The organism is Streptococcus sp. 2_1_36FAA, from assembly GCF_000161955.2.
GTDB lineage: Bacteria > Bacillota > Bacilli > Lactobacillales > Streptococcaceae > Streptococcus > Streptococcus gordonii.
Genome location: NZ_KI391974.1, coordinates 465,916 through 490,087 on the forward strand (window position 1 = coordinate 465,916; position 24,172 = coordinate 490,087).

Annotated in this window: 24 protein-coding genes and 2 pseudogenes; 4 read left to right on the forward strand and 22 right to left on the reverse strand. The window is 41.8% G+C overall.

Annotation, left to right across the window (positions count from 1 at the left end; translation table 11 throughout):
* Positions 1-80 precede the first annotated feature (80 nt).
* From HMPREF0847_RS04695 to HMPREF0847_RS04715, 5 genes are all read right to left on the reverse strand, one after another.
* Complete coding sequence (locus HMPREF0847_RS04695) at positions 81-584, reverse strand: NUDIX hydrolase (protein WP_008809047.1); 504 nt, start codon at positions 582-584, stop codon at positions 81-83.
* A gap of 26 nt (positions 585-610) precedes the next feature.
* Positions 611-883 (reverse strand): PspC domain-containing protein, encoded by a 273-nt coding sequence (locus HMPREF0847_RS04700; RefSeq protein WP_008809048.1) that lies wholly within the window; start codon positions 881-883, stop codon positions 611-613.
* A 111-nt stretch (positions 884-994) separates the two neighbouring features.
* Positions 995-1,873: a VOC family protein gene (locus HMPREF0847_RS04705; RefSeq protein WP_008809049.1), complete on the reverse strand. Its 879-nt coding sequence runs from the start codon at positions 1,871-1,873 to the stop codon at positions 995-997.
* 234 nt (positions 1,874-2,107) lie between these two features.
* Complete coding sequence (locus HMPREF0847_RS04710) at positions 2,108-2,557, reverse strand: Rrf2 family transcriptional regulator (protein ID WP_008809050.1); 450 nt, start codon at positions 2,555-2,557, stop codon at positions 2,108-2,110.
* A 59-nt stretch (positions 2,558-2,616) separates the two neighbouring features.
* Positions 2,617-3,465, reverse strand: a complete 849-nt coding sequence (locus HMPREF0847_RS04715; protein WP_008809051.1) for a metallophosphoesterase family protein — start codon at positions 3,463-3,465, stop codon at positions 2,617-2,619.
* A gap of 207 nt (positions 3,466-3,672) precedes the next feature.
* Here HMPREF0847_RS04715 and HMPREF0847_RS04720 point away from each other — a divergent pair, with 207 nt between their 5' ends.
* From HMPREF0847_RS04720 to HMPREF0847_RS11435, 3 genes are all read left to right on the forward strand, one after another.
* A complete protein-coding gene (locus HMPREF0847_RS04720; protein WP_008809052.1) occupies positions 3,673-4,128 on the forward strand; it encodes a MarR family winged helix-turn-helix transcriptional regulator in 456 nt (151 codons plus the stop codon).
* Positions 4,129-4,183: 55 nt separating this feature from the next.
* Entirely contained in the window at positions 4,184-5,416 is a 1,233-nt protein-coding gene (locus HMPREF0847_RS04725) for an acyl-CoA thioesterase/BAAT N-terminal domain-containing protein (RefSeq protein WP_020992678.1), read from the forward strand.
* A 140-nt stretch (positions 5,417-5,556) separates the two neighbouring features.
* Positions 5,557-5,724, forward strand: a complete 168-nt coding sequence (locus tag HMPREF0847_RS11435; protein ID WP_008809054.1) for a DUF2992 family protein — start codon at positions 5,557-5,559, stop codon at positions 5,722-5,724.
* Positions 5,725-5,982: 258 nt separating this feature from the next.
* Here the strand turns inward: HMPREF0847_RS11435 and HMPREF0847_RS11440 are convergent.
* From HMPREF0847_RS11440 to HMPREF0847_RS04740, 3 genes and pseudogenes are all read right to left on the reverse strand, one after another.
* A pseudogene (locus tag HMPREF0847_RS11440) lies at positions 5,983-6,130 on the reverse strand (IS3 family transposase); the annotation flags it as partial.
* 171 nt (positions 6,131-6,301) lie between these two features.
* Complete coding sequence (locus tag HMPREF0847_RS04735; protein ID WP_008809055.1) at positions 6,302-9,025, reverse strand: FtsX-like permease family protein; 2,724 nt, start codon at positions 9,023-9,025, stop codon at positions 6,302-6,304.
* A gap of 1 nt (position 9,026) precedes the next feature.
* Positions 9,027-9,728: an ABC transporter ATP-binding protein gene (locus tag HMPREF0847_RS04740; RefSeq protein ID WP_008809056.1), complete on the reverse strand. Its 702-nt coding sequence runs from the start codon at positions 9,726-9,728 to the stop codon at positions 9,027-9,029.
* Positions 9,729-9,869: 141 nt separating this feature from the next.
* Between HMPREF0847_RS04740 and HMPREF0847_RS04745 the strand changes: the two genes are divergently transcribed.
* On the forward strand, positions 9,870-10,424 hold the full coding sequence (locus HMPREF0847_RS04745) for a TetR/AcrR family transcriptional regulator (protein ID WP_008809057.1): 555 nt from the start codon (positions 9,870-9,872) through the stop codon (positions 10,422-10,424).
* 170 nt (positions 10,425-10,594) lie between these two features.
* On the opposite strand, the gene HMPREF0847_RS04750 is transcribed toward HMPREF0847_RS04745, so the two are convergent.
* The 14 genes and pseudogenes from HMPREF0847_RS04750 to era form a co-directional block, all read right to left on the reverse strand.
* Complete coding sequence (locus HMPREF0847_RS04750; protein WP_008809058.1) at positions 10,595-11,407, reverse strand: PrsW family glutamic-type intramembrane protease; 813 nt, start codon at positions 11,405-11,407, stop codon at positions 10,595-10,597.
* On the reverse strand, positions 11,400-13,064 hold the full coding sequence (locus HMPREF0847_RS04755; protein WP_020992679.1) for a C69 family dipeptidase: 1,665 nt from the start codon (positions 13,062-13,064) through the stop codon (positions 11,400-11,402). The genes HMPREF0847_RS04750 and HMPREF0847_RS04755 overlap by 8 nt, the downstream gene beginning before the upstream one ends.
* Before the next feature lie 270 nt (positions 13,065-13,334).
* Entirely contained in the window at positions 13,335-14,195 is an 861-nt protein-coding gene (gene tehB, locus HMPREF0847_RS04760; protein WP_008809060.1) for an SAM-dependent methyltransferase TehB, read from the reverse strand.
* Between the two features lie 178 nt (positions 14,196-14,373).
* Positions 14,374-16,104, reverse strand: a pseudogene (locus HMPREF0847_RS04765) (C69 family dipeptidase).
* Positions 16,105-16,355: 251 nt separating this feature from the next.
* The gene (gene smpB, locus HMPREF0847_RS04770; RefSeq protein ID WP_002894882.1) at positions 16,356-16,823 is read right to left on the reverse strand and encodes an SsrA-binding protein SmpB; all 468 of its coding nucleotides are present in this window, start codon (positions 16,821-16,823) and stop codon (positions 16,356-16,358) included.
* The gene (gene rnr, locus HMPREF0847_RS04775; RefSeq protein ID WP_008809062.1) at positions 16,786-19,134 is read right to left on the reverse strand and encodes a ribonuclease R; all 2,349 of its coding nucleotides are present in this window, start codon (positions 19,132-19,134) and stop codon (positions 16,786-16,788) included. Before rnr ends, smpB begins: the two co-directional genes overlap by 38 nt.
* Positions 19,135-19,219: 85 nt before the next feature.
* The gene (secG, locus tag HMPREF0847_RS04780) at positions 19,220-19,453 is read right to left on the reverse strand and encodes a preprotein translocase subunit SecG (protein ID WP_008809063.1); all 234 of its coding nucleotides are present in this window, start codon (positions 19,451-19,453) and stop codon (positions 19,220-19,222) included.
* Between the two features lie 42 nt (positions 19,454-19,495).
* The gene (gene rpmG, locus HMPREF0847_RS11050) at positions 19,496-19,645 is read right to left on the reverse strand and encodes a 50S ribosomal protein L33 (protein WP_008809064.1); all 150 of its coding nucleotides are present in this window, start codon (positions 19,643-19,645) and stop codon (positions 19,496-19,498) included.
* Positions 19,635-20,810 (reverse strand): multidrug efflux MFS transporter, encoded by a 1,176-nt coding sequence (locus tag HMPREF0847_RS04785; RefSeq protein ID WP_392391710.1) that lies wholly within the window; start codon positions 20,808-20,810, stop codon positions 19,635-19,637. Before HMPREF0847_RS04785 ends, rpmG begins: the two co-directional genes overlap by 11 nt.
* A 40-nt stretch (positions 20,811-20,850) precedes the next feature.
* Positions 20,851-21,447, reverse strand: a complete 597-nt coding sequence (gene coaE / locus HMPREF0847_RS04790; protein ID WP_008809066.1) for a dephospho-CoA kinase — start codon at positions 21,445-21,447, stop codon at positions 20,851-20,853.
* 5 nt (positions 21,448-21,452) lie between these two features.
* Complete coding sequence (mutM, locus tag HMPREF0847_RS04795; RefSeq protein WP_008809067.1) at positions 21,453-22,277, reverse strand: DNA-formamidopyrimidine glycosylase; 825 nt, start codon at positions 22,275-22,277, stop codon at positions 21,453-21,455.
* A 25-nt stretch (positions 22,278-22,302) separates the two neighbouring features.
* On the reverse strand, positions 22,303-22,389 hold the full coding sequence (locus HMPREF0847_RS11055) for a helix-turn-helix domain-containing protein (protein WP_081105907.1): 87 nt from the start codon (positions 22,387-22,389) through the stop codon (positions 22,303-22,305).
* 38 nt (positions 22,390-22,427) lie between these two features.
* Positions 22,428-23,210, reverse strand: coding sequence for an alpha/beta fold hydrolase (locus HMPREF0847_RS04800; RefSeq protein ID WP_008809068.1), 783 nt, complete (start codon positions 23,208-23,210; stop codon positions 22,428-22,430).
* A gap of 26 nt (positions 23,211-23,236) precedes the next feature.
* Entirely contained in the window at positions 23,237-24,136 is a 900-nt protein-coding gene (gene era, locus HMPREF0847_RS04805; protein WP_008809069.1) for a GTPase Era, read from the reverse strand.
* Positions 24,137-24,172 lie beyond the last annotated feature (36 nt).

Consider the following 24,172-nt stretch of genomic DNA (forward strand, 5'->3'; position numbering starts at 1 on the left):
TATAGCAAAAAATTACTTTTATAGAGAGTTTCAGCGTCCTTTTTGGGAAAAGAAAAGATGACAGGGGAGGTTTCTACACTTTATCTGTCACCTTGTTTTTCTATTAGTTTTTTTAATAATATTTTTTGATGTCGAAAGAGAAGCTCCTCTTTCATGAAAACGGGCAATTCATCTATTCCTACCCAGACATGTCCATCAGTCTCACCATCTTGATAAGTTATATTCCCCTTATCACCTACTATAATTGCTTCATAGTAATCAAATAGACACCGATCTTCAGAGGATATTGTCTGCTCAATGAGTTTTATCTGGCTGGGGACTAAACCTGTTTCTTCTTTCAACTCGCGAAGTACTGCGCTAAGGCTATCCTCGCCAGCTAGTACACTTCCTCCAGCTCCAAATTCAAAGTAGTTGGGGTAGAGTTCCTTTTGGCTGCTTCTTTTCATAAAAAGAATGTCCCCATCCTCATGTCGTACTAAGACATTCACACAGAGATGATATAGGCCAGACGGTATCCGCTCTCCTCTTACCAAGTACTGGCCAATTTTTTCTCGCTTGTCATTATAAGCATCCCATATTTCCATAGTTCTCCTTTTTGACCAGTAAGCCATTACCAAAAAAGTCCTTTATCGTCATCAATTGGTTCTGCATCCTTACGCTTTCTTGGTCCAGTCCCGTACATTTCGGCCTCTATGTCTTCCTTGGTTGGAAGAAGTACTGCTAAAGAAATATAAATAACAACTCCAAATCCAAAAGACGAAATGGTAAAAAGGATGTATAAAAAACGAATCAAACTAAGATCAAATTTAAACTTATCTGCCAAACCAGCTAAAACACCGGCTAACAATCGATTTCTTCTTGTTTTATAAAGGACCGTTTTCATGTTCTATTTCCTCTTTCTGTAGATAGTCTCATTTTATCATTTCTTTTGGAAAATCCATCAGGCTCAAGGCTGATTCTAATTATTATTTGAGCAAAAAGACTAAGAATTTTCTTAGTCTTTATTTTCTATATTTACTTTAGTGGGTGCAATCATTCTCACAGCAATTCCATCTGGGTCTGTGACTTCTAACACTTGGGAGCTAATCCATCGGGCTGGCGCCTCCAAGTCCAGAGCATTTTCATAAATAGCTACTAGGTCTTCTTTTCCTTGAACTTGGGCTTCAAAATAGGCTAGTCCGAGTTGCTTCGGTTGGCGATGATTCAAGTGAGAACCTCCCCATTCATTGACGGCTAAATGATGATGGTAGTTTCCTGATGCCAGCCAGCTTGCAGAAGGTACAGAAAACTTGTCCTCCAAGCCTAGAAGCTTTTGGTAAAAATGACTGGCAGCTCTGCTATTTTTCACAGATAGGTGGACATGACCCATACGAGTGCCTGCAGCAATACTAAACGGTTGGACTTCCTGGCCTAGTTCATAGATTTCTTGAGCCGCTAGCGCTTCCGTCACTCCGATAATGCGACCGTCTTCCCGAATATCCCAATCAGCCTGAGGCTTGTCCCGATAAAGCTCAATGCCATTGCCTTCTGGATCCTCCAGATAAATGGCTTCACTATAACCGTGGTCCGCTCCTCCGACCATAGGGACTTTATTTTCTGATAAATGCTTCAGGATATCTGCCAAGGCTTGACGGCTTGGAAGCAAAAGTGCCAGATGATAAAGACCGTAAGCCGACTTAACGGGCTGCCGGTCACTGGTTGCTAAGAGTTTCACCAGCGCTTGTCCGTCCCTACCCAAGGCCACCTGTCCGTCCTGCTCTTCCAAAAGTTCCAGCCCTAAAACACGCTGATAAAAATCCTTTTGTCTTGCTAGGTCAGCCACATAAAGCGCCACCTCTCCTAGATAAATCTTGCTTTCATATTCAAAAGTCATGTTCTTTCTCCTCTCTTAAATTTAAAATTTCAGCAGTCCGCCTGCTCTATTTTTTTTATTTCTCCAAAACAGAGATAGGTTCCTTGATATGGATTTCCATAACCTCCATTTGCTTCGAAGTCTTATTTTTATATTGTAATTATTTATATTACATCTATTAGTATAGCAGGTTTTAATGTAATGTCAATAATTACATCTCAGGATATTAGTCACCCCCCAAAAAAAATCTGCTCACTAGGAAGCAGATTGTTCTTTAATTTCTTTTTCGGTTGCTGCGACAACTTCGTCAAGACTGGTCTGAGCCAATTCAGCTTCCATGGCTGCCTGAATAGCTGCCAAGCGGTCGTCTAAGACATTGTGAATGTTCTTGCCGATAGGACAGTCTGGATTGGGCTTGTCATGAAAGCTAAAGAGCTGGCCACTCTTTCCTAGACACTCAACAGCACAATAAACATCTAAAAGGCTAATATCTTTCAAATCTTTGGCAATCTCTGCTCCTCCAGTCCCACGAGCAACGGTAATCATCCCGGCATTCTTGAGCTGGGACAAGGTCTTGCGAATAATAACTGGATTGACACCGACACTGCCAGCAAGAATATCACTTGTCAGTTTTCGTTTTTTTCCCTCCAAAGCCAAAACAATCAACATGTGAGTGGCAATGGTGAAACGACTAGAAATCTGCATCTCTTCTTCTCCCTTATCATTTTTCTTTATTTTTATTATAGCTCAAAACAGGTGTAACTTCAAGAGTTACGACTGGACTTTAAGAAAGCTGCAATCTCATCTGCATAGCCTTCCCGCTCACTGATTTCTCTCAGCAGGTCGTGATTGTGAGTATGGTGGATACCATTGACCAGACTCTCCTCATAAATCTCATAATAAGGCAAGTGGAGCTCCCGAGCCAATCTCAGCTCCTGCTCTACATCGTAGGCCACGCGCCGAAGGTCGACATCAGCCAGACCCGTATCATCAATCTCTAAAATGGCATACTGGGCTCGTAAGTCCTGACGCAAAGCCGAATCTAGAAAGAATGGCTGACCAATAGAGCCGGGATTGATAATCAGCTGGCCCTTAGTCCCGTAGCGGAGAAACTGTTGGTGAATATGACCATAAACAGCGATAGCGCAGTCGTTTCCTTCAAAAAGGCGGTCGAAATCACTCTGCTCGCCAATATGAATCAACTCCCGTCCCCAATTCTTATCTGGCAGATGGTGACTGACCGCAATCTTCAATCCCTCTACTTCTGTCAAGATTTGCAGAGGAAGTTCCTGCATACGGTTGATCTCTTCTGTATGGATCTCTTCTAGGACAAAATGGCAGAGCCGGGTCAGATAGAGATGGCTGGGGCGACTCAAATCCAGCTTTTGGTGCAGGGCGTGCCAGAGACTGTCTTCCCAATTCCCTCTGACATGGAGGCTGATGGGCAGCTGATCCATCCTATCTAAGATATTTCTGCGACCGGTTCCTGGCAGGAGCAAATCCCCCAAAAACCAATAGTCTGTCACTTGCTGGCTTTCCGCATCTGCCAGTACTGCTTCCAAGGCTGTGCTATTTCCATGTACATCGGATAATAAGGCAATTTTTCGTGTCATCGTGTGTCTTTCTCTTTCTTTACAAGGAATATTATATCAAAGTTCAAAAAAACTTCCACCCATCAAGTGAGTGAAAGTTTTTGTACTGCCCCCAAAAAGTTAGTTTTCTTCTGTCAAACTTTTGGTATGATATTCAAATCTGGAAGATTTTTTATTTGACAAAAAACCTTCATTTTGTTAATATAATTAACAAAATGAAGGAAGTTTATGGATAAAAAAGAATTTATTACATTTAATAATCGTTTCAATAGATTTATTTTAACGTTTGAACAGTTAAAAAAAAATCAACATAAAATTAGTATTGACAAATCCATTACGTTGAATGAGGTACATTTGATTGTTGTGATTGGGAAAAATCAGCCTTTAAATCTAGTGAAATTATCTGAATTGTTAAAAGTTTCGAGAAGTGCAATAACTCAAAGTGTTAGGAGATTAATTCAAAAAAATTTAGTTGTTTTTGATTTTGCTCCGAATAATGGGAAAAATAAATATTTGAGATTATCTGAAAAAGGCATCGAAGTTTTTAAAATCCATAAGGAGCAACAAGCATATATTGAAGAATCAGTCTTTTCAGTTTTAAACAACTATAGCGAGGAGGAGCTTCAAACAGTTGTGAAATTGATGGATGATATTGAAAATATATGGGGAGGATTACCGTGGTGAAAGTCACGGTAAATTTTAAATTTTGTTGTTAAGTATATTAACAAAAGGAGAAGATATGAGTGTAAACATTGAACTGATTTCACAAACTGACTTAGCAGATGAATCTTTTTATATTACTATCAATGGTTTAGAACCAAGGACAAGGTATTGTGTAGAAATGTACCTGTCTGATTATTACTGTATAAATGCTCCCTTACTTTTAGATCATGATGTCATGTGGAAATCAACTGCAATTTTTTTATCTGATCAGGGCGGTATGATTGACACCTCTCAAACAGCATCTATTTCGGGATCTTATAAAGGAGTTTCAGAGATGGGCTTGTTCTTTAATGCGAAACCGTTGAAGAATAGGAAAAGGAGATTACCCAGTTCTCTTGATAGAATTCCATTGCGAGATTGTTTTGGTATTGAAATTAAAATCAAGCTGGGGAAAGATGTGGTCGCGGAGAAAAGTTTTGTAAGGCGTTATATGAATCTGGGAATAAGGTATCAAGATATTTATGATAAGCATTTTCAAGGTCGATTATTTTATGATGAAAAGTTAAGAAAGGCGCCGGCCGTAATTATTGTTAGTGGTAGTGAGGGAAGAATTGAAAAAGCTCAGAATATTGCCCAACTTTTATCTTCTAGAGGCTATATTTGTCTTGCGATAGCTTATTTTGGTTTAGAGGGATTACCCCAAAATTTAGAAAGAATTCCGATAGAATGTTTGGAGGAGGCGAAAGATTTTCTATGTCATCATCCTCAAGTTGATAATACAAAAATAGGAATATATGGTCGCTCTAAAGGAGCAGAACTCGTTCTGGCTGCACAAAGTATTTTGGATGATGTTCAATGTTTAGTACTCAATTCACCTTCAAACGTAATATTTGAGGGAATAAAGGGAAAACTTAACTCTCATTCATCTTCTTGGACATATTTACAAAAAGAACTTCCATATCAAAGATTTCAACTAGGAAATTTTCTGTTAAACAGGCTTTTTGGAAAACATATTCCTAAATATAATAGAGCTAGGATTGATATAAGTAAAATTTCATCTCCTTTATTATTACTAGGAAGCGATGTTGATGAAATATGGGAGGCATCATCAGCAATAGATGATATTGTCTCGCATTATAATGGACAATCAATCTTGTTTAGAAAATACCATGAAACAGGGCATATGTTGACGGTTGCTTATCAACCGAACCATCGTTATCGAAAAGATTGGCGTTTATTGATGAAAGAAAGTGTAGACTCTTGGTTAGCTACGATAAATTTTTTTAATACACATCTAAAAAATATGTAGACAGAGCTAAACCATGCTATAATAGTCCCAACTAAGATAACAATACAGTTCCGGTTAGTAGTCCAGACGTAGGCTGTCATATCAGAAACCTTCCTCCTTGGTTGTCCGTTCTTAGGGATTTTTAAAAAAGAGGTTCTATTATGAAAACTATTTCAATCGATTTGGCAGCTTATTTTGAAGATGGATTTTTGCGTGATCTTTTCAAACTAGAATATCAGAAAAATTACCAAGTTTGCCATGTGACCTTAGGTCGAGAACCAAGGGATGAAGAAACATTAGATTTTTTAAGGTTTTATTTCCCCAATTAGTTTTCACATCAGAGTTATTAAGAAAGCGACATTAAAAAATTAAGAATCCGAATCGCTTACAATGAGCAGTTAGAAAGCAAATGGACCAGAAATTGTCTTCTATGTCGCAAGAACTCTTGCAGTTGCAGAATGAGGAACGAAAAACACTCAAAACATCAGTCTTATCTATAAAAGCAAACACTAAAACAAGAGAAATTTGAATGTAAACAGCGCAAAGAACATTAAGTTTGTACTACCCCAAAAAGTTAGACAATTAATTTATCCAAAGGATTTAGTTCTGTATTGAACAGGACTGAGTCCTTTTAGTTTGACCTTAATTTCGTTTATTATAGTAGTAATTTGATAGTTTACAGTAGCTTTTTCAAAGGTTCTCTAAGACTCTAAAATTCTTCTCGTATCCATAAAAATCTCAGACTTTCTAAAGCAGTTTGAAGCTCTGCCCTTATTTTCGAAGTTCATAGATTTGAACGTTTTCCTCATAAGTTAATTTTATTTAAAAACACCTCAAAAGTTAGATTTTTCTGTCTAACTTTTGGGGTGCAGTTCACAAGTGAGTGAAAGTCTTAAAGTTTTTTTATCAATCAACAGACTTGAGCGCTTCCAGCATATCCACCCGTCTGAGGCGGCAGTTGACAAAGAAGCCAAGCAAGGTCAGGATAAGAGTCACTGCTGTTAGAGGAAACAGATAGACTGAGGAACTTACTTGAGGGTTTAAGCTGATAATGCTAGGCGCAACCTTCTCAATCAAAAAACGATGCAGGAAGAAACCACCTAGAAGCCCAACTGTCATCCCAATCACTGACAGAATAATGGTCTCTCGATAGATATAGAGGGTCACTTCCTTATTATGGAAGCCCAGAACCTTGATAGTGGACAGCTCGCGAATCCGCTCAGCTACATTGATATTGGTCAGATTGTAGAGAATGACAACTGCTAGAAGAACAGAGATCACCACCAAAATAAGCATCGTATTATTAAGAGAATCAGCTAGAACGTTGAACTGCTTCACCATGCTAGCGTTTTGTGAGACACTCTTGACAGACTTGAGGCTCATAAATTCATTGGCCTTGTCCACAATATTCTTACTAGAAGGGTTCCTGAGTCGCACTAGATAAGCGTTTTTCTCGGGCTTTTTTCCGTAAATCTTCTGGTAGTCAGTCGCTTTCATAAAGACAAAATGGCCAAAATGATTCTCATTGACTGCTGCGAGCTTGACAGACTTTCCACCCAGCTCTATACGGCCACCGGGGCTAACTCCAGCTATACGGGCCAGTTTATCCGAAACCACTGCACCGTCCTTCAGGGACAGCTTCTGTCGGGTGTCAGGACTTTCTAAAGAGATGAAAGGTTCAAAATTTTCCTTGTCAGTAACCATTAAAGTGATTGACTCTGTCTCTTTTTTTCCTTTGTATTTCTCTGTCAAGGTTTCACTATAGATCTCCTGATAATCAGCAATCGAGCCATCTGCCAGCATCTTTTTCAGCTTGTCTTGCTCTGCTTGATTCTCCCCAGGATTGACAGCAACAATCAAGTCGTATCGCAGAATCTCCTCAAATTGACGTTTTGGAATACCACCAATAGAAGATTGGAGTCCTAAGCCGGCAAATAGCAGGGCAACAGAACCCGCCACACCAAAGATGGTCATGAACATCCGTTGCTTATAGCGAAAGATATTGCGAGCTGTGACTTTCTGAGTAAAGCTAAGGCGCCGCCAGATAAAGGACAGTCTTTCCAAAAAGATCTTGGATCCCTTGACTGGTGGCTTGGGCAAAAGCAAGCGAGCTGCTTCTTCTGTCAGCTCTCGTCTTGCCACCAAATAGGCAGGGAGAACGCTGGAAAGAAGGGAAAGCCCAAGGGCCAGTAAACTATAGGAAATATAAAAATATGCATGAGGGGCAGAGAGCACCATCCCTCTGGTAATAATAGAAGAAATCACTCCCGACAAGAAATAATGTCCCAGCAGAATCCCTATGAGGGTACCTAGACTGCCTGCTACCAAACCGTAAAGAGCAAACTTGCGAATGATATCGCGGCTATGATAGCCGAGAGCCTTAAAAACACCTGCATTCGTTCGCTCCTCGTCGACAAAGCGAGTCATGGTGGTAAAGGTCACCATAGCTGCCACCAGATAGAGCACCACTGGGAAGATATTGCCAATCGACGCAATACTATTCATGGAGTTTGTATACATATGATAGCCATTACCACCTGGCAGAGACTTGCGGTCATAGCTATGATAGGTTGGCTCTTTCAAACGATTCAAGTCTGCCTTAGCGTCAGCTAGCTTGTCCTTGCTAGCTGATAAGTCTTTCTCTGCCTGAGCTAGGTCTGCTTTTTTCTGATTGAGCTGGGACTCAGCTTCCTGAATCTGCTGCTGACTCTGGCTGAGCTGTGCAGGAGGGAGAATAGAAGCGGCTTGGGCTGCTACTAGCTGGCTTTTTTTCTGGTCTAGCTGACTCTGAGCTTGCTCTAATTGTTTTTTACCTTGGGTCAGCTCACTCTCAGCCTGAGCAATCTTATCTTGGCCCTTCTGGATGGTGCTTTTGGCATCTACCTCTAATCGCTTAAAGCGAGCCGCTCCGTTATCTTCCAGACTCTTGTCCAAAGCAGTCTGGTGCTTCTCCAAACGCTCCTGATAGCTTGCAGAGAAAGGATCCAGCTTTTCTAAATCATGATAGCGCAGACGGGCAATGGTGTAAACATCTGTTTTAAATGCCTTGGGGCTGACTACAGCATAGGCTGATAAAGCCCCGCTGCCACTAGTCGCATTGCCCAGATTTCTATCAGACCAGAGATCAGCCGAGTTGACAAATCCCACGACCTTATAGGTCTTGTTTTTCAGAACTGACCGACCGCCTGCTTTTTCGGTCAGATCAATCTCCTGACCAAGTTTATATTTTTTTGACCAAAAGCTAGCCAGGGCAATTTCTTGCTCTTTCTTGGGAAGACGGCCAGAAGTCACTTGAAAGTTTGAGATATCCTTGGTATTTGAGAATACTCGGAGAGCCTCCTCGTCGACGGTGACATCTGTCAGATAGCCAAACTCGACATTAGCTCCCCTGATAGCTTCCAGCTCTTTCTGATCCGCCTTATCCAAACCATAGTCCGCCATAACAGCCAAGTCCATGGTTCGCTGTTCTTTCAAGTAATCTGTTGCTGTTCTGCGCATATTGGGAGGAGCGACCTTGAGCCCCACGAGAGCTAGAGAACCCAGCATCATGAGGATTAAAATAGATAGGAAACGTCCTTTAGAGCTAGTGAAGGAGCGCAGAATATCTTTCCAATAAATCTTTCTCTTCATATCAATACTCCAATGTACTTATATCCTGAGGCGCTTCATTGACTGTAACACTCTTGACTCTCGCATCGTGCATGCGGATGACCCGGTCAGCAATGGGAGCCAAGGCAGCATTGTGGGTCACGATAATCACCGTCGCTCCTTGATTGCGGGACATGTCCTGTAAGATTTGCAGCACTTGCTTGCCGGTGTTGTAGTCCAGAGCCCCTGTCGGCTCATCGCAGAGCAAAATCTTGGGATTTTTGGCCACAGCCCGAGCAATGGACACTCGCTGCTGCTCCCCGCCTGATAACTGCGCCGGAAAATTATTGAGGCGATTTTCCATACCAACCGAAGTGAGAACGGCCACTGGATCTTGAGCATCCTTGACGATTTCAGAAGCCAATTCGACATTTTCCTTGGCCGTCAGGTTGGGCACCAAATTGTAAAATTGAAAGACGAAACCCACATCATTGCGACGATAATCTGTCAGCTGGTGGGAATTGTAGTCAGCAATATTCTGACCGTCTATCAAGATATCTCCCTCATCATTGGTATCCATACCGCCGAGAATATTGAGCACTGTAGACTTACCAGCACCAGAAGCCCCCAGTATAATAACCAGTTCCCCCTTTTCAATCTCAAAAGAAATATCGTTATTGGCTACAATTTTTGTATCACCTACCTGATAACGTTTAAAGCTATGTTTCATTTCAATGTAAGCCATATCGTTTTTCTCCTTTTCAAAGCTCGTTTCTTTTAAATCAACAAGGTGTTGATTCTAAATCACAGATATTATATAATGAGCTTAGATAAAAAGCAATAATCAAAAATCAACAAACTGTTGATTTAAGAAAAAGGAAGAAAAATGGCCCAGAAACGAAAAACCAGCACCAAGGAAGACATCAAAGAAGCCTTGATTCAGTTACTTTCAGAAGAAAAATTTGAGAATATCTCCATCAGCAAGCTCTGCAAGCGGGCTGGTATTAACCGAGGTACCTTTTATCTCCACTATGAGGACAAGTACCAGATGATTGATAGTCTAAAAAGTGACATTATTTCCCAGCTTTATAGTTTTTTTGAGGAGGAAAGAGAATCTCCCAAAAAGTTAATGACAGCAAATTTTCATATACTTCGTGCCAATGAACGGCTTATCAATGCCCTGACTAGGAGCCACTATATAAACTTTCGTGAGGCCATCCGGGAGTTTCTGACCAGTATCATTCTGAGCGACAAGCAAGAAGTTTCTACCAAGCTTTTTTTAGAGGGAAACTTTCAGATTCCCCAGAAATATGCACTGGAAATTTTCTTATCCAGCGTTGAAGGGGTTGTTTCTCTCTGGATAGCTGGCGGAGCTCAGGAAGAGCCCGAAGAAATCACTGATATGATTTTGACTACTTATAACTATGAATATTGGAGATAAGAAGGAGCAGAAATGCTTTATCAATCTCTTTGTGACATAAGCTTCTACTTACACGGAATACCGGTAGTCTGGGAAGAGAGAATTATATGCTGAACCTAACTGATATGTCGCCAACAGACCTCACTTTTCAAACTAAAAACAAGCCACTTAAAGGCTTGTTTTTAGTTTATTCAACTTAAGTTATGCTCTTTTATGACCAGCCGGTAAACCTCTACAAAGGTGGCTGCAAGAAAAGCAAATAAAGCTCCAACAACTAGATTGATCCGATGTTCTGTTTCGTAAAATGGAGAGTTCCAAATAAAATGGTTAACAACTGTTGAAACGACGCACCAGAGACCGAAGCGGCGATATTTCTTATAAACTTTAGAAAAGAGAAGGTAGACCCCAACAGTCACGACTGCCGTATAGAGCGTATGAGAAGCAAAGCCACCAGCAATTCTACCAATCGCTTCTAAAGCACCGCTATTTTCTCCACCAAAAGTCTGTCTGGATACATAACCAATATCTTCTATGACTTGGAAACCAAAACCAGAGCTCAGTCCAGCAATTAAGACAGATTGGAGATCTTTTTTACCCAAAATATAAAGGGCTGCAAAGGCAGTCAAGGCCTTGAAAAATTCCTCAGCAAAAGGAGCCGTCAATGCATTGGTCCAGTCATTAAAAACTGCAGGATCTTTAATGAAATTTGAATTAATAATGTCAATCAGGCTATTACCTGCAAAGCTAAGCCAGCCTGCAATAAATGCACCTCCAAAAAGGGCAGTTCCGAGAACAATGGTCTCTACAGATAACTTTTTGGCAAGCTTTTTAATTAAGAAATAGATAGGTAGGAAGAAGGCCGCTAAAACAGCTAGATTAAGGATGAGGTCACGTCCAGCCTCTAAGGTGATGTCCTTATCTGCCATGTCTCCCAATTCAAACTGCAAGCCAATACCTGCTAATACCAAATAAATATAGAGAGCAATTCTTCTTGTTTTATTCATGACTGTCTGCTCCTTTTTTATTTTTGCGTTTTACGAGATAGATCACTATTCCAACAACAGTCAGAACAAAGATTCCTCCAGCCAAAGCAATATCGTAATCAAAATCTTCCAGACGAATGGTTTCTTCGGTATTAGAATCTTCTGATTCCTCAATTTCTTTTAGGGCTTTAATACCATATTCACTTACTACCTTGTCTTCAGCTTTTTTCTGAATTTCCTTGAGGTGCTTAAAGACTGATTCCGCCCGTTCCATAGTAAGTTTTGTTGCTTTTAGACTGGCTTCTTCTGGTTGATTAGCAAGGCTAATTTGTTCTTTATCATAAGCAGCCTGCTCTTCCATCCATTGGGTTTCTAGACGTTCAATCTCACTACGGATAGAGCCATCTTCAAATAAATCAGGATATTTAGCTACTAGATCATTGATACGGCTAACTGTCCAATACCAAGAATTTTCATTATAGGCTGTGCTCATTTCTTGATAAGCCTGATAAGTATTGTTGATATTTGCATAGTAAGGTAGGTATGGTGCATTTCGCGGACTTCCCATAGAAAGCCAGAAAATGCCTCCTCCTGTTTTAGCAGGTAAATTATCTTTTAGCTGGAAGATATGTGCTTCCATGACATTAGGATTGGAGATCGGATACTTATAAACAGGATCAGCCTTTTTCTTATCTGGAATTCCTTTACCATCAAGCTCCATCTGATCCAGCGGTTTAAAGTCTGTTCCTTCTAGGCGGTTTCGTTGCAAATTCATAGCATCACGAAGACTAAGTTTGTCATTAGTTGAGTGCATGAGTTCAAAATATTCATCATCATATTTCACATCTGCATTTGGATTCAAAGCCTTGATACCAGACCAAACCCTAGAACGATTCGCTTCAGCCAAAGGCGGATTATACGATTGAGCTATATGAAATGCCCCATTAACTTCTTTGTAAGTTCCAGCATCACGAGCTGTTTTCTCAAGATCTGCTGAAGCAATAGTATTTTCTGTATCATTTACATTTATATTGCCAAGGAAGAAGGTGTTAGGAAAGACAGCGTATTTGTCATCCGGAAACTTGATTGCTGCGTATTGGTGCCCAGAAAGAATCTCCATATACCAAACACCAGTCTTGTCTGCAATCGTTATGATATTTCCTTCTGCCGCACCCTTTTCTCTAACAATTTTTGCTAGGAGCTCTACTCCTTCCCTAGCTGTTTTGACATGAGGAAGAACTACAGAAGTTATAGCTGATTCGGCAATACCATCCTTAACGTAAGGATCTTTTTTCTGAATATCATCGTTGGCACTTGCTGAGACGGTCGCTGAGATAGAAACTCCTTCTTCGTTGAAGCCAGCCTCATCAAAGACACCTTGTTCTGGAGTCACATCTGGAACTGCCGTATACTTGTAACTAACAGCTGGTAAATCAAAGCTAAAGCCATTGGTTTCATCTACAAATTTATCACCAGCTTTATTATTCTTTCTCTCCCTCACAACAAAGTTTTTATTATGATTAGGCTCCAAGTCCTCTGTTCGGCCATAGAGAGTCGAACCATCGGTCGTCAAATTCTTCCCAATGATAAAACCTGTACAAGCTTGGACGACTTGGAAAGGAAAGAGTATAAGAAGCATCATGGCTGTAACAAGCCATCGGAAAAGATTCTTTTTCATCAGTTTCTCCTTTATATATTAATTGGTAAACCGAATACCACATGTTTAGTATACTATTCTCTTTCTACTCTTGCAAGCGTTTTCAAAATAGATTTCTACAGAAAAATGAATAAATTCACCTAAGATAAATTCTGATTACTTTGTAAATTTAATTTTTCACTTGAGGTTCTTGTATAAATTTACAAACATTTCCATCATGCTGTATAAAAATTTTTTTGCAAAACTTAAAAAAATTGGAAATACTAGCAAAACTAATACTTCCATTATTGTTTATTTCTTTTTAGCCAGCATCGTCGCAAATTGAAGCTGGATTCGATTGCCATTTTCATCAACCTTATGAAGTCTGCCTAGATCTTCATTATATTTGATGAATTCCCAATCCTTGTAGTAATCACGTAGCTCTCCTTCCTTGAAGGTAAAAGAGAAAGGCATATGACATGGATGACTTTCTGTATCCATGGCACAGACGATAAGATTATAGCCACCTGGGTTTGTTTGCTCTTGCATGTTGCGGATAATCTCAGGAACACGTTCACGATTCAAGAACATAAAGACTACAGTGGATACAATAAAATCGTACTTTTGAGTCAGGTTTGCAGAGTTAATATCATAAGTTCCGGCTAACATATTCAGATCTTCTGCTTCGATAATAGATGCAAGATTGTCCAATGATAAGGGATTAACATCTACCGCAGTTACATCAAATCCCAACTGCTCCAAAAAGAGAGCATTTCTTCCTTGGCCACAGCCTAAGTCCAAAACTTTTCCAGGTTTTACAGTATCTGTAGCTTCCAGTACCTCAGAATGGACAGGCGTCAGACCATATTTCTTTGCATAGTAATCCTTAGGTAAACAGTAGAACTCTAAGTACCATTCAAGGTCATCTGTCAAGGCTTCGACACGATGCCAAGCCTGGGGCTGAGCATAGGGATTGTCTTCCCCAGCTTTAAAAATGTGCTCAGCCAACTCTTCCCCATCCTCAGTCATTTCAATAAATTTTAATTCTCCAGTAAGAACTGTGATTTTCCCCCAAGTGCCTACCTTGGTATTATGCTTGCGTTGCACAGCTTCTGGCATAGTTTCTGCAGTCCAAATAGGCATACGTCTATACATAACTAAATCTTGCATCATATAATTCCTTCCAAGCAATCTGATTTCTTTTTAATCATACCGAAAAATCGTCCTCTTGACAAGCTTACCTGCACAGCAAAATTAAGAAAATACCAAACCTTTGAGCAGTTAAAGCCAGAAATAGAAAAAGAACCGAGTATCGGAACTCGGCTCTTTAGTCAGAATAGATAAGAAAAACTTAATCTTCTTTCTTATTGCTAAATTGTTTGAAGGCAATAAAGCCACCTACAACAACGACTAAGGCTATGACTATCCACAAACCGTACTGGTTAGAATCGCTCTTCTTAGTTTCAGAGTTTTCTTTCTTGGTATCACTTTCCTTAGCTTTGTCTTTTTCCTTACCTTTTTTGGCATCTGCCAAGAGATTTGCCTTGTTATATCCGGTATAAACAAGGTCGGCATCTTGACCTTTTTCCTTCTTGATCTTTTCTTCCATCTCAGCTTCGACTGCTTTTATTTCCTTAAAGATCTTTTCTGAGCGTTCCAAGGCTTCCTTAGTCACTTCTGGTCCAGCGGCTTTGGCTTGTTCATCTGTGTAGTTTGCATATTTGGCGTCGCGTTCGGTTTGTTCTTTATCCCATTCAGCTTCTTTAGCTTTCCATTTTTCTTGGATGCTGTTACCAAAGATTTCTGGATATTTCATAACCATTTGGTCAATATGCCAAACAGTCCAATACCAAGATTTTCCGTCATATTTAGTAGAACGGTTCTTGAAAGCTTCGTAAGTATCTTCTACATTACCATAGAATGGTACATATGGTGTGTTGCGACTTTGTGCCAGACCCAGCCACATAACACCGCCAAAGGCATTTGGTAGGTTTGGTTTGATTTGATAAACGTGGGCGTCGATTACATTTTCGTTACCTAAAGCATACTTATAAACATTGGTATCTATTTTCTTACCAACTTCAACCAAATCATCCGCCTTATATTCTGGCAAGTGTTCAAAACGATTTCTTTGTTCCGCGATCACATCATGAACCGTGTATTTCTTATTTGGATCAGTTGGTTCGCGCAAGAGATCAAAAGCTTCATCGTCATAATTTACTTTTGCTTGTGGGTCCATCCACTTGATACCTGCATAAGTCCGAGAACGATTACGTTCCATATATTTATCAGGTCCGTATGATTTAGCAATCATAAAGTTGCCATCTTTGTCGGTCTTATAGTTGTCTGCTTTTTTAGCTACTTCTTCCACATCTTTAGAAGCAATGACATTTTCCTTATCGTTCAAGTCAACGTGACCAAGATAGTAAGTGTTCGCAAAGACAGCATACTTATTCGTTGGGAATTTGATGGCTACATATTGGTGACCAGACAGGATTTCCATGTACCATAGCTCATTTTTATCTGCTGCAACAATGATATTTCCTTCTGCTGACCCTTTTTCATCCAGAACTTTCGCGACTGTCTCAATAACTTCACGTGCTGTTTTCGCACGAGGCAAAGCAAGGTCAACTAATGATGCTTCTGGAAGACCATCTTTTACAAGTGGATCTTCTTTTAACACTTTATCGTTTGGTGTTGCTGAAACGGTCGCTGTCATAGCTACACCAAGTTCATTAAAACCATGCGCAGCGAAGTTTCCGTTACTTCAGTTGTCACGATCAGAGTCGTAGACAGCTGTGTATTTCATTTCATTCGCCAAATGCGGATAGGTAAAGCCATTTGACTCATCTTCTATCTTATCGCCATCTTTATAGGTCTTAGCTGGCACAACTACATAGTTTTGATTGTGCCGACCACCATCAGGGGCGTAGGGATAGTCCTCTGTCCGACCAAATAGAGTAGAGCCATCTGCTGTTAGGTCTTTACCGACAATAAAAGCAGAACAAGCCTGTGCAACTTGAACAGGCAAAAGAGCAACTAACATTGCAAGGAACATTAGTCTGAGCAGTATTTTCTCCATAGTCTATCTCCTTTTGACTATCTGCAGGGCTGGAATCAAGTCCCAGTCTAAGTAGTATAAACCATAATACCAAAACATTCCATCCTCAGTATACTATATAAAGGTGTTTTTGCAAGCGTTTACAATATTTATTACAAAAGTGTTTGTTTATTCTATATTATTTTGATTTAATGGTTCTTTTGTGTACTTTTAGTCTATCTATGGCAATGGACGGAAAGAGAAGAGATAAAAAAGACCGGTCGCCCAGTCTTTCATCTTGTATTAAAGTTCTTCATCTGTCTTGCTATATCTCGGTTTTGCTCGCGACGTTTGATGGACTCGCGCTTGTCGTAGTCGTGCTTCCCTTTGGCTAGCCCTAGGAGGAGCTTTGCATAGCCGTCCTTGAGATAGACCTTGAGCGGCACCAGCGTCATTCCAGTTCCCTTGGTCTCCTGCTCCAGCTTTTGGATCTGCTTCTTATGCAGCAGCAGCTTTCTGCGACGCTCAGGCTCCTGATTCCAGATATTGCCCTCTTCATAAGGCGCAATATGGACATTGCTGAGCCAGGCCTCACCGTTCTTGATCTGGGCAAAGCCGTCTTTGAGATTGATGCGGGCAGCACGGACACTCTTGATTTCCGTCCCGGTCAGTACCATGCCAGCCTCGATGGTATCCACGATGGTGTAGTCGTGTCTGGCCTTCTTATTTTGCGCGACGACCTTTCCTTCTCCCTTTGCCATGCTTGGCTCCTTTCTTTACTATTTCCTTGTAAAATGCCTTCTGGCTCTTGCCTTTCTTGGACTTCTTATCTTTCTTATCCCTATTGCCTTTTTCTTTGGAAGAATGGCTGCGCTTGTCATCCTCACGGCGTCTCTTTCTGCCTGACTTTCCTCTGCCACTCTTACTTGTCTTTTCTACCAGATCAAATTCACTAGGCAGGTATTCAAAGTCAATCTCGCCTGTAGCCTTATCCGCCCGGACCAACTTGATACGAATCTGCTGACCAACCTTGAAGACCACGCCAGATTTTTCTCCTTGCAGGGTCATCGTCCGCTCATTGTAGCTGTAAAACTCTGGCAGGTTAGTAACATGAATCAAGCCTTCGACCGTATTGGGCAGTTCGACGAAGAGTCCAAACTTGACCACGCTTGAAACCACGCCGTCAAATTCTTCTCCAACAAATTCTTCCATATACTCAGCCTTCTTCATAGCTTCGACTTCACGCTCTGCCTCGATAGCCCGACGCTCTCGGCTGGAAGACTGATTGGCAATCTCTGGAATCACTTGCTCAAAATGCGCTGCTATTTCTTTAGACTTGCCATAATCCCGTACCATCCGGTGAACCAGAAGGTCCGGATAGCGGCGAATCGGACTGGTGAAATGCGTATAAAACTCCGCTGCCAGACCATAGTGGCCGTGATTGTGCTCAGAGTAGCGAGCCTGCTGCATGGAGCGCAAAAGCATCATGGATAGGACATCCTCATAAGGCTGGTCTTTGACCGCCTTCATAATCTCCTGAAGAGCCTGCTGACTCATAGAGCTAGCTGTCCCGTATATCCGAATCCCAAAGCTAGAGGCGTAGTCGATAAACTTCTGCACCTTCTCCGCCTTTGGCTCCTCATGGATCCGATAGATAAAGGGCAGATTTAGCTTAGCAAAATGCTCAGCCACCGTCTCATTTGCCACCAGCATAAAGGACTCAATCATGCGCTCAGCAATTCCCCGCTGACGCAGGACAATATCCACCGGCCGGCCTTCTTTATTGACCATGATTTTGGCTTCATTGGTGTCAAAATTAAGCGCTCCGCGTTTAAAACGCATGTTTTCCAGAATCTCATGCAGCTGGACCATGCTGTCAATACTAGGCACAATAGCCTTGAACTGCCCAGCTTTTTCCTCATCTCCTGCGATGATGTCGTTGACATCACTATAGGTCACGCGGAAGGTCGTCTTGATGACAGTTTGAGTGATGGTATGTTTGACCACGCGCCCCTTGGCATCTATCTCCATGATAGCTGACTGGGTCAGCCGGTCCACATTGGGATTGAGAGAGCAGATACCGTTAGACAGGCGCTCCGGCAGCATAGGCACCACTCGGTCGGTCACATAGACTGAGGTTGCACGATTGAGGGCTTCCTTGTCCAGCTCAGAGCCTTCTTTGACATAGTAGGACACATCTGCGATATGGACGCCCAGCTCAAAGTTGCCATTTTTCAGGCGCTTGATATGAACCGCATCGTCCAAATCCTTGGCATCCGCCCCATCGATGGTGAAGGTAATCTCATCTCGCAGGTCCAAACGTCCTTCCAAATCACTCTCTGTCGGTGCATCTGGAACTCGATCGGCTTCTTCCAAGACCTTTTCTGGAAATTCGGAGACAATGTCCATCGACTCCAGCACTTCCAGTACATCAATACCTGGGTCGTTGACATGACCGACCACATCAACCAGACTAGCCACGAAGAAATCGTGTTTCTTGGTTGGATATTTTTCAATAGCAACCTTGAGCACTTCTGTGCCATCCAAAACCATGGCTGGTTTTTTGACATAAATAGGCTGGCTGATTTTCTGATTTTTCGAGCGGATATAGCCCGCATACTTGGGCTTTTCCTCATCCAGAACCAGCTGGCCAACCGCTGAGGTCAAGCTGTGCTCCAGAATATCGATAATCTTAGCCTCAGCTGATGTTCCCTTGATCCGGTCTGCCACCTTGGTAATGACTACTTCCACCGTATCGCCATCAATGGCATGATTGACATCATTACGGCCGACAAAGAGATCATCCTCTTCCTCATTCAAGGTGACAAAGCCAAAGCCATTCTTGTGGGCATGAAAAACACCCTTGAGCGTCAGATGCTCCTGTTTTTTCTTCTCATACAGCTCAATCCGCCCCTTGTCATCAAAGCGAATCTGATGCTTTCTTTCCATCTGGGAGATGGTCTTAACCAAGCTACTAAAGTCCTTGGAAGACTCTTTCCCAAGAGCAGCTGCTAGCTCATCCACGCTAGCCTGCTGTCTCGTTTCTAAATATTGAATTATTTCTGATTTCATACTTTTTCTCTTCTTTGCTCCATTAAACTTTTTTATAGCCTATTTTTAACTTTAAAAAAAGGCTAAGACAAAGTCAGAGCCCATTTTATCTACTAGATAAGATTGTCAACGCTAAGGCAACCGCTAACCAGAAAAAGACGAGAACACCGGTCAAATTCTGCATAACAGCCTCAAAACCTCGCGCTTTTGGTCGTTCAAATAAATCACCAGCGCTGGCGTCAAAAACGTTGCTAGATTGGTTTTTTGTTGGCTGCATAAAAATTGCAATGACAATAATGACTGACAAAATTAATAGAATCATTAATAATAGATTATACATAAATACAAACTCCTTAAAATCTTATCTATTTTATCATAAAATTCATTTAGATTCAAGATGTAAAGTCACTTTTCTTTCTTTAGGGCAATATTTTAATACTTCAATCTTTTCTGGATGGTTTTTACTATTCTTGCTTGTCAGATAATTTTGACTGCCACAGGAAGAACATTTGAGATTTACTTTAACCCGCACTGATTTCTCTCACTCCTAAATATTTTCTAAAACAAATTAACAAAACGAAAAAGTTTAGTAAGACTAAACCTGCCGTCACATAGAAGACCCAGTGGTAACTGAGACTGACCGCAATAGCTGACCCCATTATTGGTCCTACGACTCCACCAATATAAAAAAAGGTTTGATTATAGCTAAAAATCCTAGAAATCCCTTCTTTAGGTGTCAACTTATTAAGCAGAGAGCTGACTCCAGGTAAAAGTGCACCTGTTCCCATGCCAAATAAGAAACGCAAAAAACCCAATTCCCAAGGTGTCTTCGACCAAGCACAGAATAGATAAATAACAAAACTGTACAAAAGTGCCAAAAGCAGGAGACGGTGGTTACCAATCTTATCCCCTAATTTCCCAAGATGACTAGATGACAGAATACTTGAAATCCCCATGGCTGATACGATAAGCCCCGAAACAAACATCAAATTATCAACCTGGCCCATTGACCGAATATAAAGGGTTAAAATGGGAGAAATAGACTGAGCCGCCATTTGAATAACCATGCTGGTCACAAACAAAGCAAATAAAATTGATTTATGAGGTAGCTCAGCTAAAAGTTCCTTGGTTGCCAGCTGTCTATCTTTAGCCACTGGCTCAAAGTCTTCTTTCACGTAAAAAATTGTCAAAAGAGTGACAATGAAAAGAAATAAGCCAACAAGCAAAAAAGCATTTCTAATTCCGATGCTTTGTGCTACAAAACCTCCTAACAGTGGCCCCATCAAGGTTCCTGCGACCACACCAGTCGATAAAGTTCCTAAAGCATAGCCAGAATACCTTTTGGGAGCCTGACTAGCAATTAAGGCTGTACTATTTGGGACATAGCCAGAAAAGACACCGTTTAAAAGCCGTAAGACAATCAGCCAAAAAACACTTGGTACAAATGCCATTCCCCCCATAGTAAAGGTCATAGCCAGTGCAGCCCGAATCATCATGGGTTTACGACCATATTTGTCTGCTAAACTTCCCCAAACCGGCGAGAGAAAAGCTGCTGTCATAGCCGAGCTTGATACAGCGATCCCTGCATACAGATCAACCATATGCCCACGAACTCCTAATTCCTCCACAAAAAGGGACATAAAAGGAACGACCAAAGATAGACTAGCTCCAACAAAAAAATTTCCCAACCAGGCAATCCAAAGATTGTGTTTCCAATTTACTTGATTTGTAATAAAATCATCTTCTTTCTAGTTTTTGCAAAGTATCGCGAAGTTGCTCTTGAGTAAGCTCTAGCGGGCCATTATTATCAATAAGTACGTCTGCTCTATTTCGTTTTTCTTGAAGAGATAGCTGAGCAGCTATGCGTTTTTCAGCCTCTTCCTGACTGAGAACATTTCGAGCCATAAAGCGACTGAGCTGAGTTTCCTCCGTCACATCCACCAGCCAGATTTGGTCAAACCAGGACTCATAACCCAGCTCAAACAAGAGGGGAAGATCCATGAAAAAGAAATCTTCCGTTTCTGCTAACAAGTCTCTTCTGCGAGCTAGTTCTTCTCGGATAATTTCGTTCTGAAGCTGACTGGACTGGGCCAAGAGTTGAGGATTCCCAAAAATCATAGCTCCCAGCTTGGGCCGGTCCAAGCGACCATCTTCCTGTAAGATAGCTGGACCAAAAGCGGATAAAAGAGCTTGATAAAGTCGTCCGCCAGGCTCTTGCAGCTCATGCACTACCTGATCCGCATCAATGACTTGGTAGCCCTGCCGCCTCAAAAACTCTGTCACTGTTGACTTACCAGAGGCAATGCCGCCAGTGATACCAATAATTCTTGCCATGGTAGCTACCTCGCTTTCTGACAGTGAGGACAGAGATGAGTACCGCGTCCGCTCAGCTTAATTTTTTCAATCGGGCTGCCACATCTAGCACAGGGTTGTCCAGTCTTCCCATAGACCTGCAAAAAATCCTGCATGGTGCCATCTTCACCCAAAGCATTGCGGTAGGTCCGAATGGTCGATCCCCTCTTTTCAATTCCAAGCTGCAAAACTTCTATAATCTGCTCACGCAGCCGCTTGACTTCAGCAGGCTTCAGACTAGCTGCTGGCCTGGACGGATGAATCCGCGCCCGCCAAAGGGCCTCGTCTACATAGATATTGCCCAGACCAACGACCAAGGTCTGCTCCAGCAAATAAGGTTTGATGGGCTTCTTAGAACGACTCAAAGCTGCTGCAAAAGGCGGCAAAAGAAAGTCAGCCTCTGTCGGCTCAGGACCAAGCTTTCTGGCAGCAAAATAAGCCTCCAGCTGATCCTTTCTCAACAGCTCCATGGTCCCAAACTTACGGACATCCTCATAAACAAGCGTCCCACCATCTGTCATCTCGAAAAAGACATGGGCATGCTTGCGCTCAGGCACCGCATCAGGATAAAAAAGATACTTGCCTTCCATTCGTAGATGGGAAATCAGCACTCCACCCGTCAGGTAAAAAAGCAAATACTTGCCCCGACGGCCAATCTTTTCAATGGCCTGGCCTGGCAAGTCGTGGATAAAGCTGTCCACTCCCGTGCCAATCATCTTGGCATAACGGACCTGCACCTGCTCAATTGTCTTGTCAACAACCAAACGCTCCAATCCTCGCCGAACCGTTTCTACTTCAGGTAATTCAGGCATAAAGCTCCTTTCTATCTTCTATTTATTAGTCAGAAATATACTCTAAAATATCAGCAGGCTGACAATCCAGCGTTTCACAGATAGCCAGCAAAATTCTGAATAACCTTATCATGCCCCACCATGGAGGCAATATAAGAAGTCTATGATATATCAGAATCTCTTCAATTTCTCTGGAAATGTAGCACCTTGAAAGAAATAGCCTAGTAGCTGAATATGCGTATCCACATCGCTAAAAAGCCAAGCATGACCCTTGTCAGGATAATAGGCGCATTCAGACCTAGCATTTTTATCTGCCAACCTGTGGTGCCAGTCAAGAATGGTTTCGGCTTCTTTCCCACCTGAGACAAAGAAGGCAGGATTATCAAACTGTAAGTCAAGCCTCAACAGATTCGCCTGTGACATAGCAAGGCGAAACGAGCGCCGTTCAGCTCTTTGGAAATCTGCAACAAAGCGCTGAACGTCTTGGACAGGTGCTCCGTCCTCTTGCATCATCTTTGTCAGGAAATTGGCTACAAATTTAGTATTTTTCAAGAAAGACATCAGATATACGATGGCAATGATCTTGCGATAGCCCTTAATTGGCTGAGGGCTTGCCCCATCCACAATGACTCTATCTATAAGGCTAGAATGTTTTTCCAACAACTTAAGTATGAGTGAACCGCCTAATGAAAGCCCAACCAAGTGCGGCTTGCCATGTGCTTTGCTTTTAATGACAGCCACAATCATTTCCACGACATCATCAAAGTTTGTCCACTCAATATTATGACTGGCTCCGTGACCAGGTAAATCCACAAGAATGCAATGAAAATCTTGCTCAAGCGCAGCAACATGGTGCCACCACATCCGACTGCTCGAGCCTGAAGCATGCAAAAAGATAATACTTTTTGGATTTTGCTGCCCTCTTTCGTCAATGAATAATGACGGCATCTCCATCACCTCACTTACTGGCTTAGAAAACCTCAATACTCCTTCTTATTATAGCCAAAGTCCGCCAAGTCCAGCTTCTTATCCCTCCAGTTTTTCTTGACCTTGACCCAGGTTTCTAGGAAGACCTTGTCCCCCAGCATGAGCTCAATATCGCGCCGAGCCATGGATCCGATTTTCTTCAGCATGGAACCGCCTTTACCGATGATAATGCCTTTTTGGCTGTCACGCTCCACCATGATAGTTGCTCGGATATGAACCTTGTCCGTCTCATCATCTCGCTTCATGCTGTCAATAACTACTGCGACTGAGTGCGGAATTTCCTCCCGCGTCAGCATCAAAACCTTCTCTCGAATCATCTCTGACACCAGAAAACGCTCCGGATGATCGGTAATCTGGTCTGCTGGAAAATACTGGAAGCCTTCCTCAAGATTCTCACTTAGAATGTCGACTAGATGAGAGACATTGTTGCCCTGCAAAGCTGAAATCGGCACGATTTCTTTGAAGTCCATCTGCTGACGAAAATCATCAATTTGCGCTAAGAGTTGATCTGGATGGACTTTATCAATTTTATTTACCACCAAAATAACTGGCACCTTAGCTGCTTTCAGACGTTCGATAATCATGTCATCGCCCTTGCCACGTGGCTCATCAGCCGGCACCATGAAGAGGACGGTATCCACCTCACGCAAGGTGCTATAAGCTGCTTCTACCATGAAGTCCCCTAGAGCCGTCTTAGGTTTATGAATTCCTGGCGTATCGATAAAGACAATTTGCTCCTTATCCGTCGTGTAAATTCCCATAATTTTATTTCGAGTGGTTTGAGCCTTATCACTCATGATGGCAATTTTTTGCCCCATTACATGATTCAAAAAGGTTGATTTTCCAACATTAGGGCGTCCCAAAATAGCTACAAAACCTGATTTAAATGTCATTATTTCACCTCTATTATTTTCATTAAAACAGCAGAA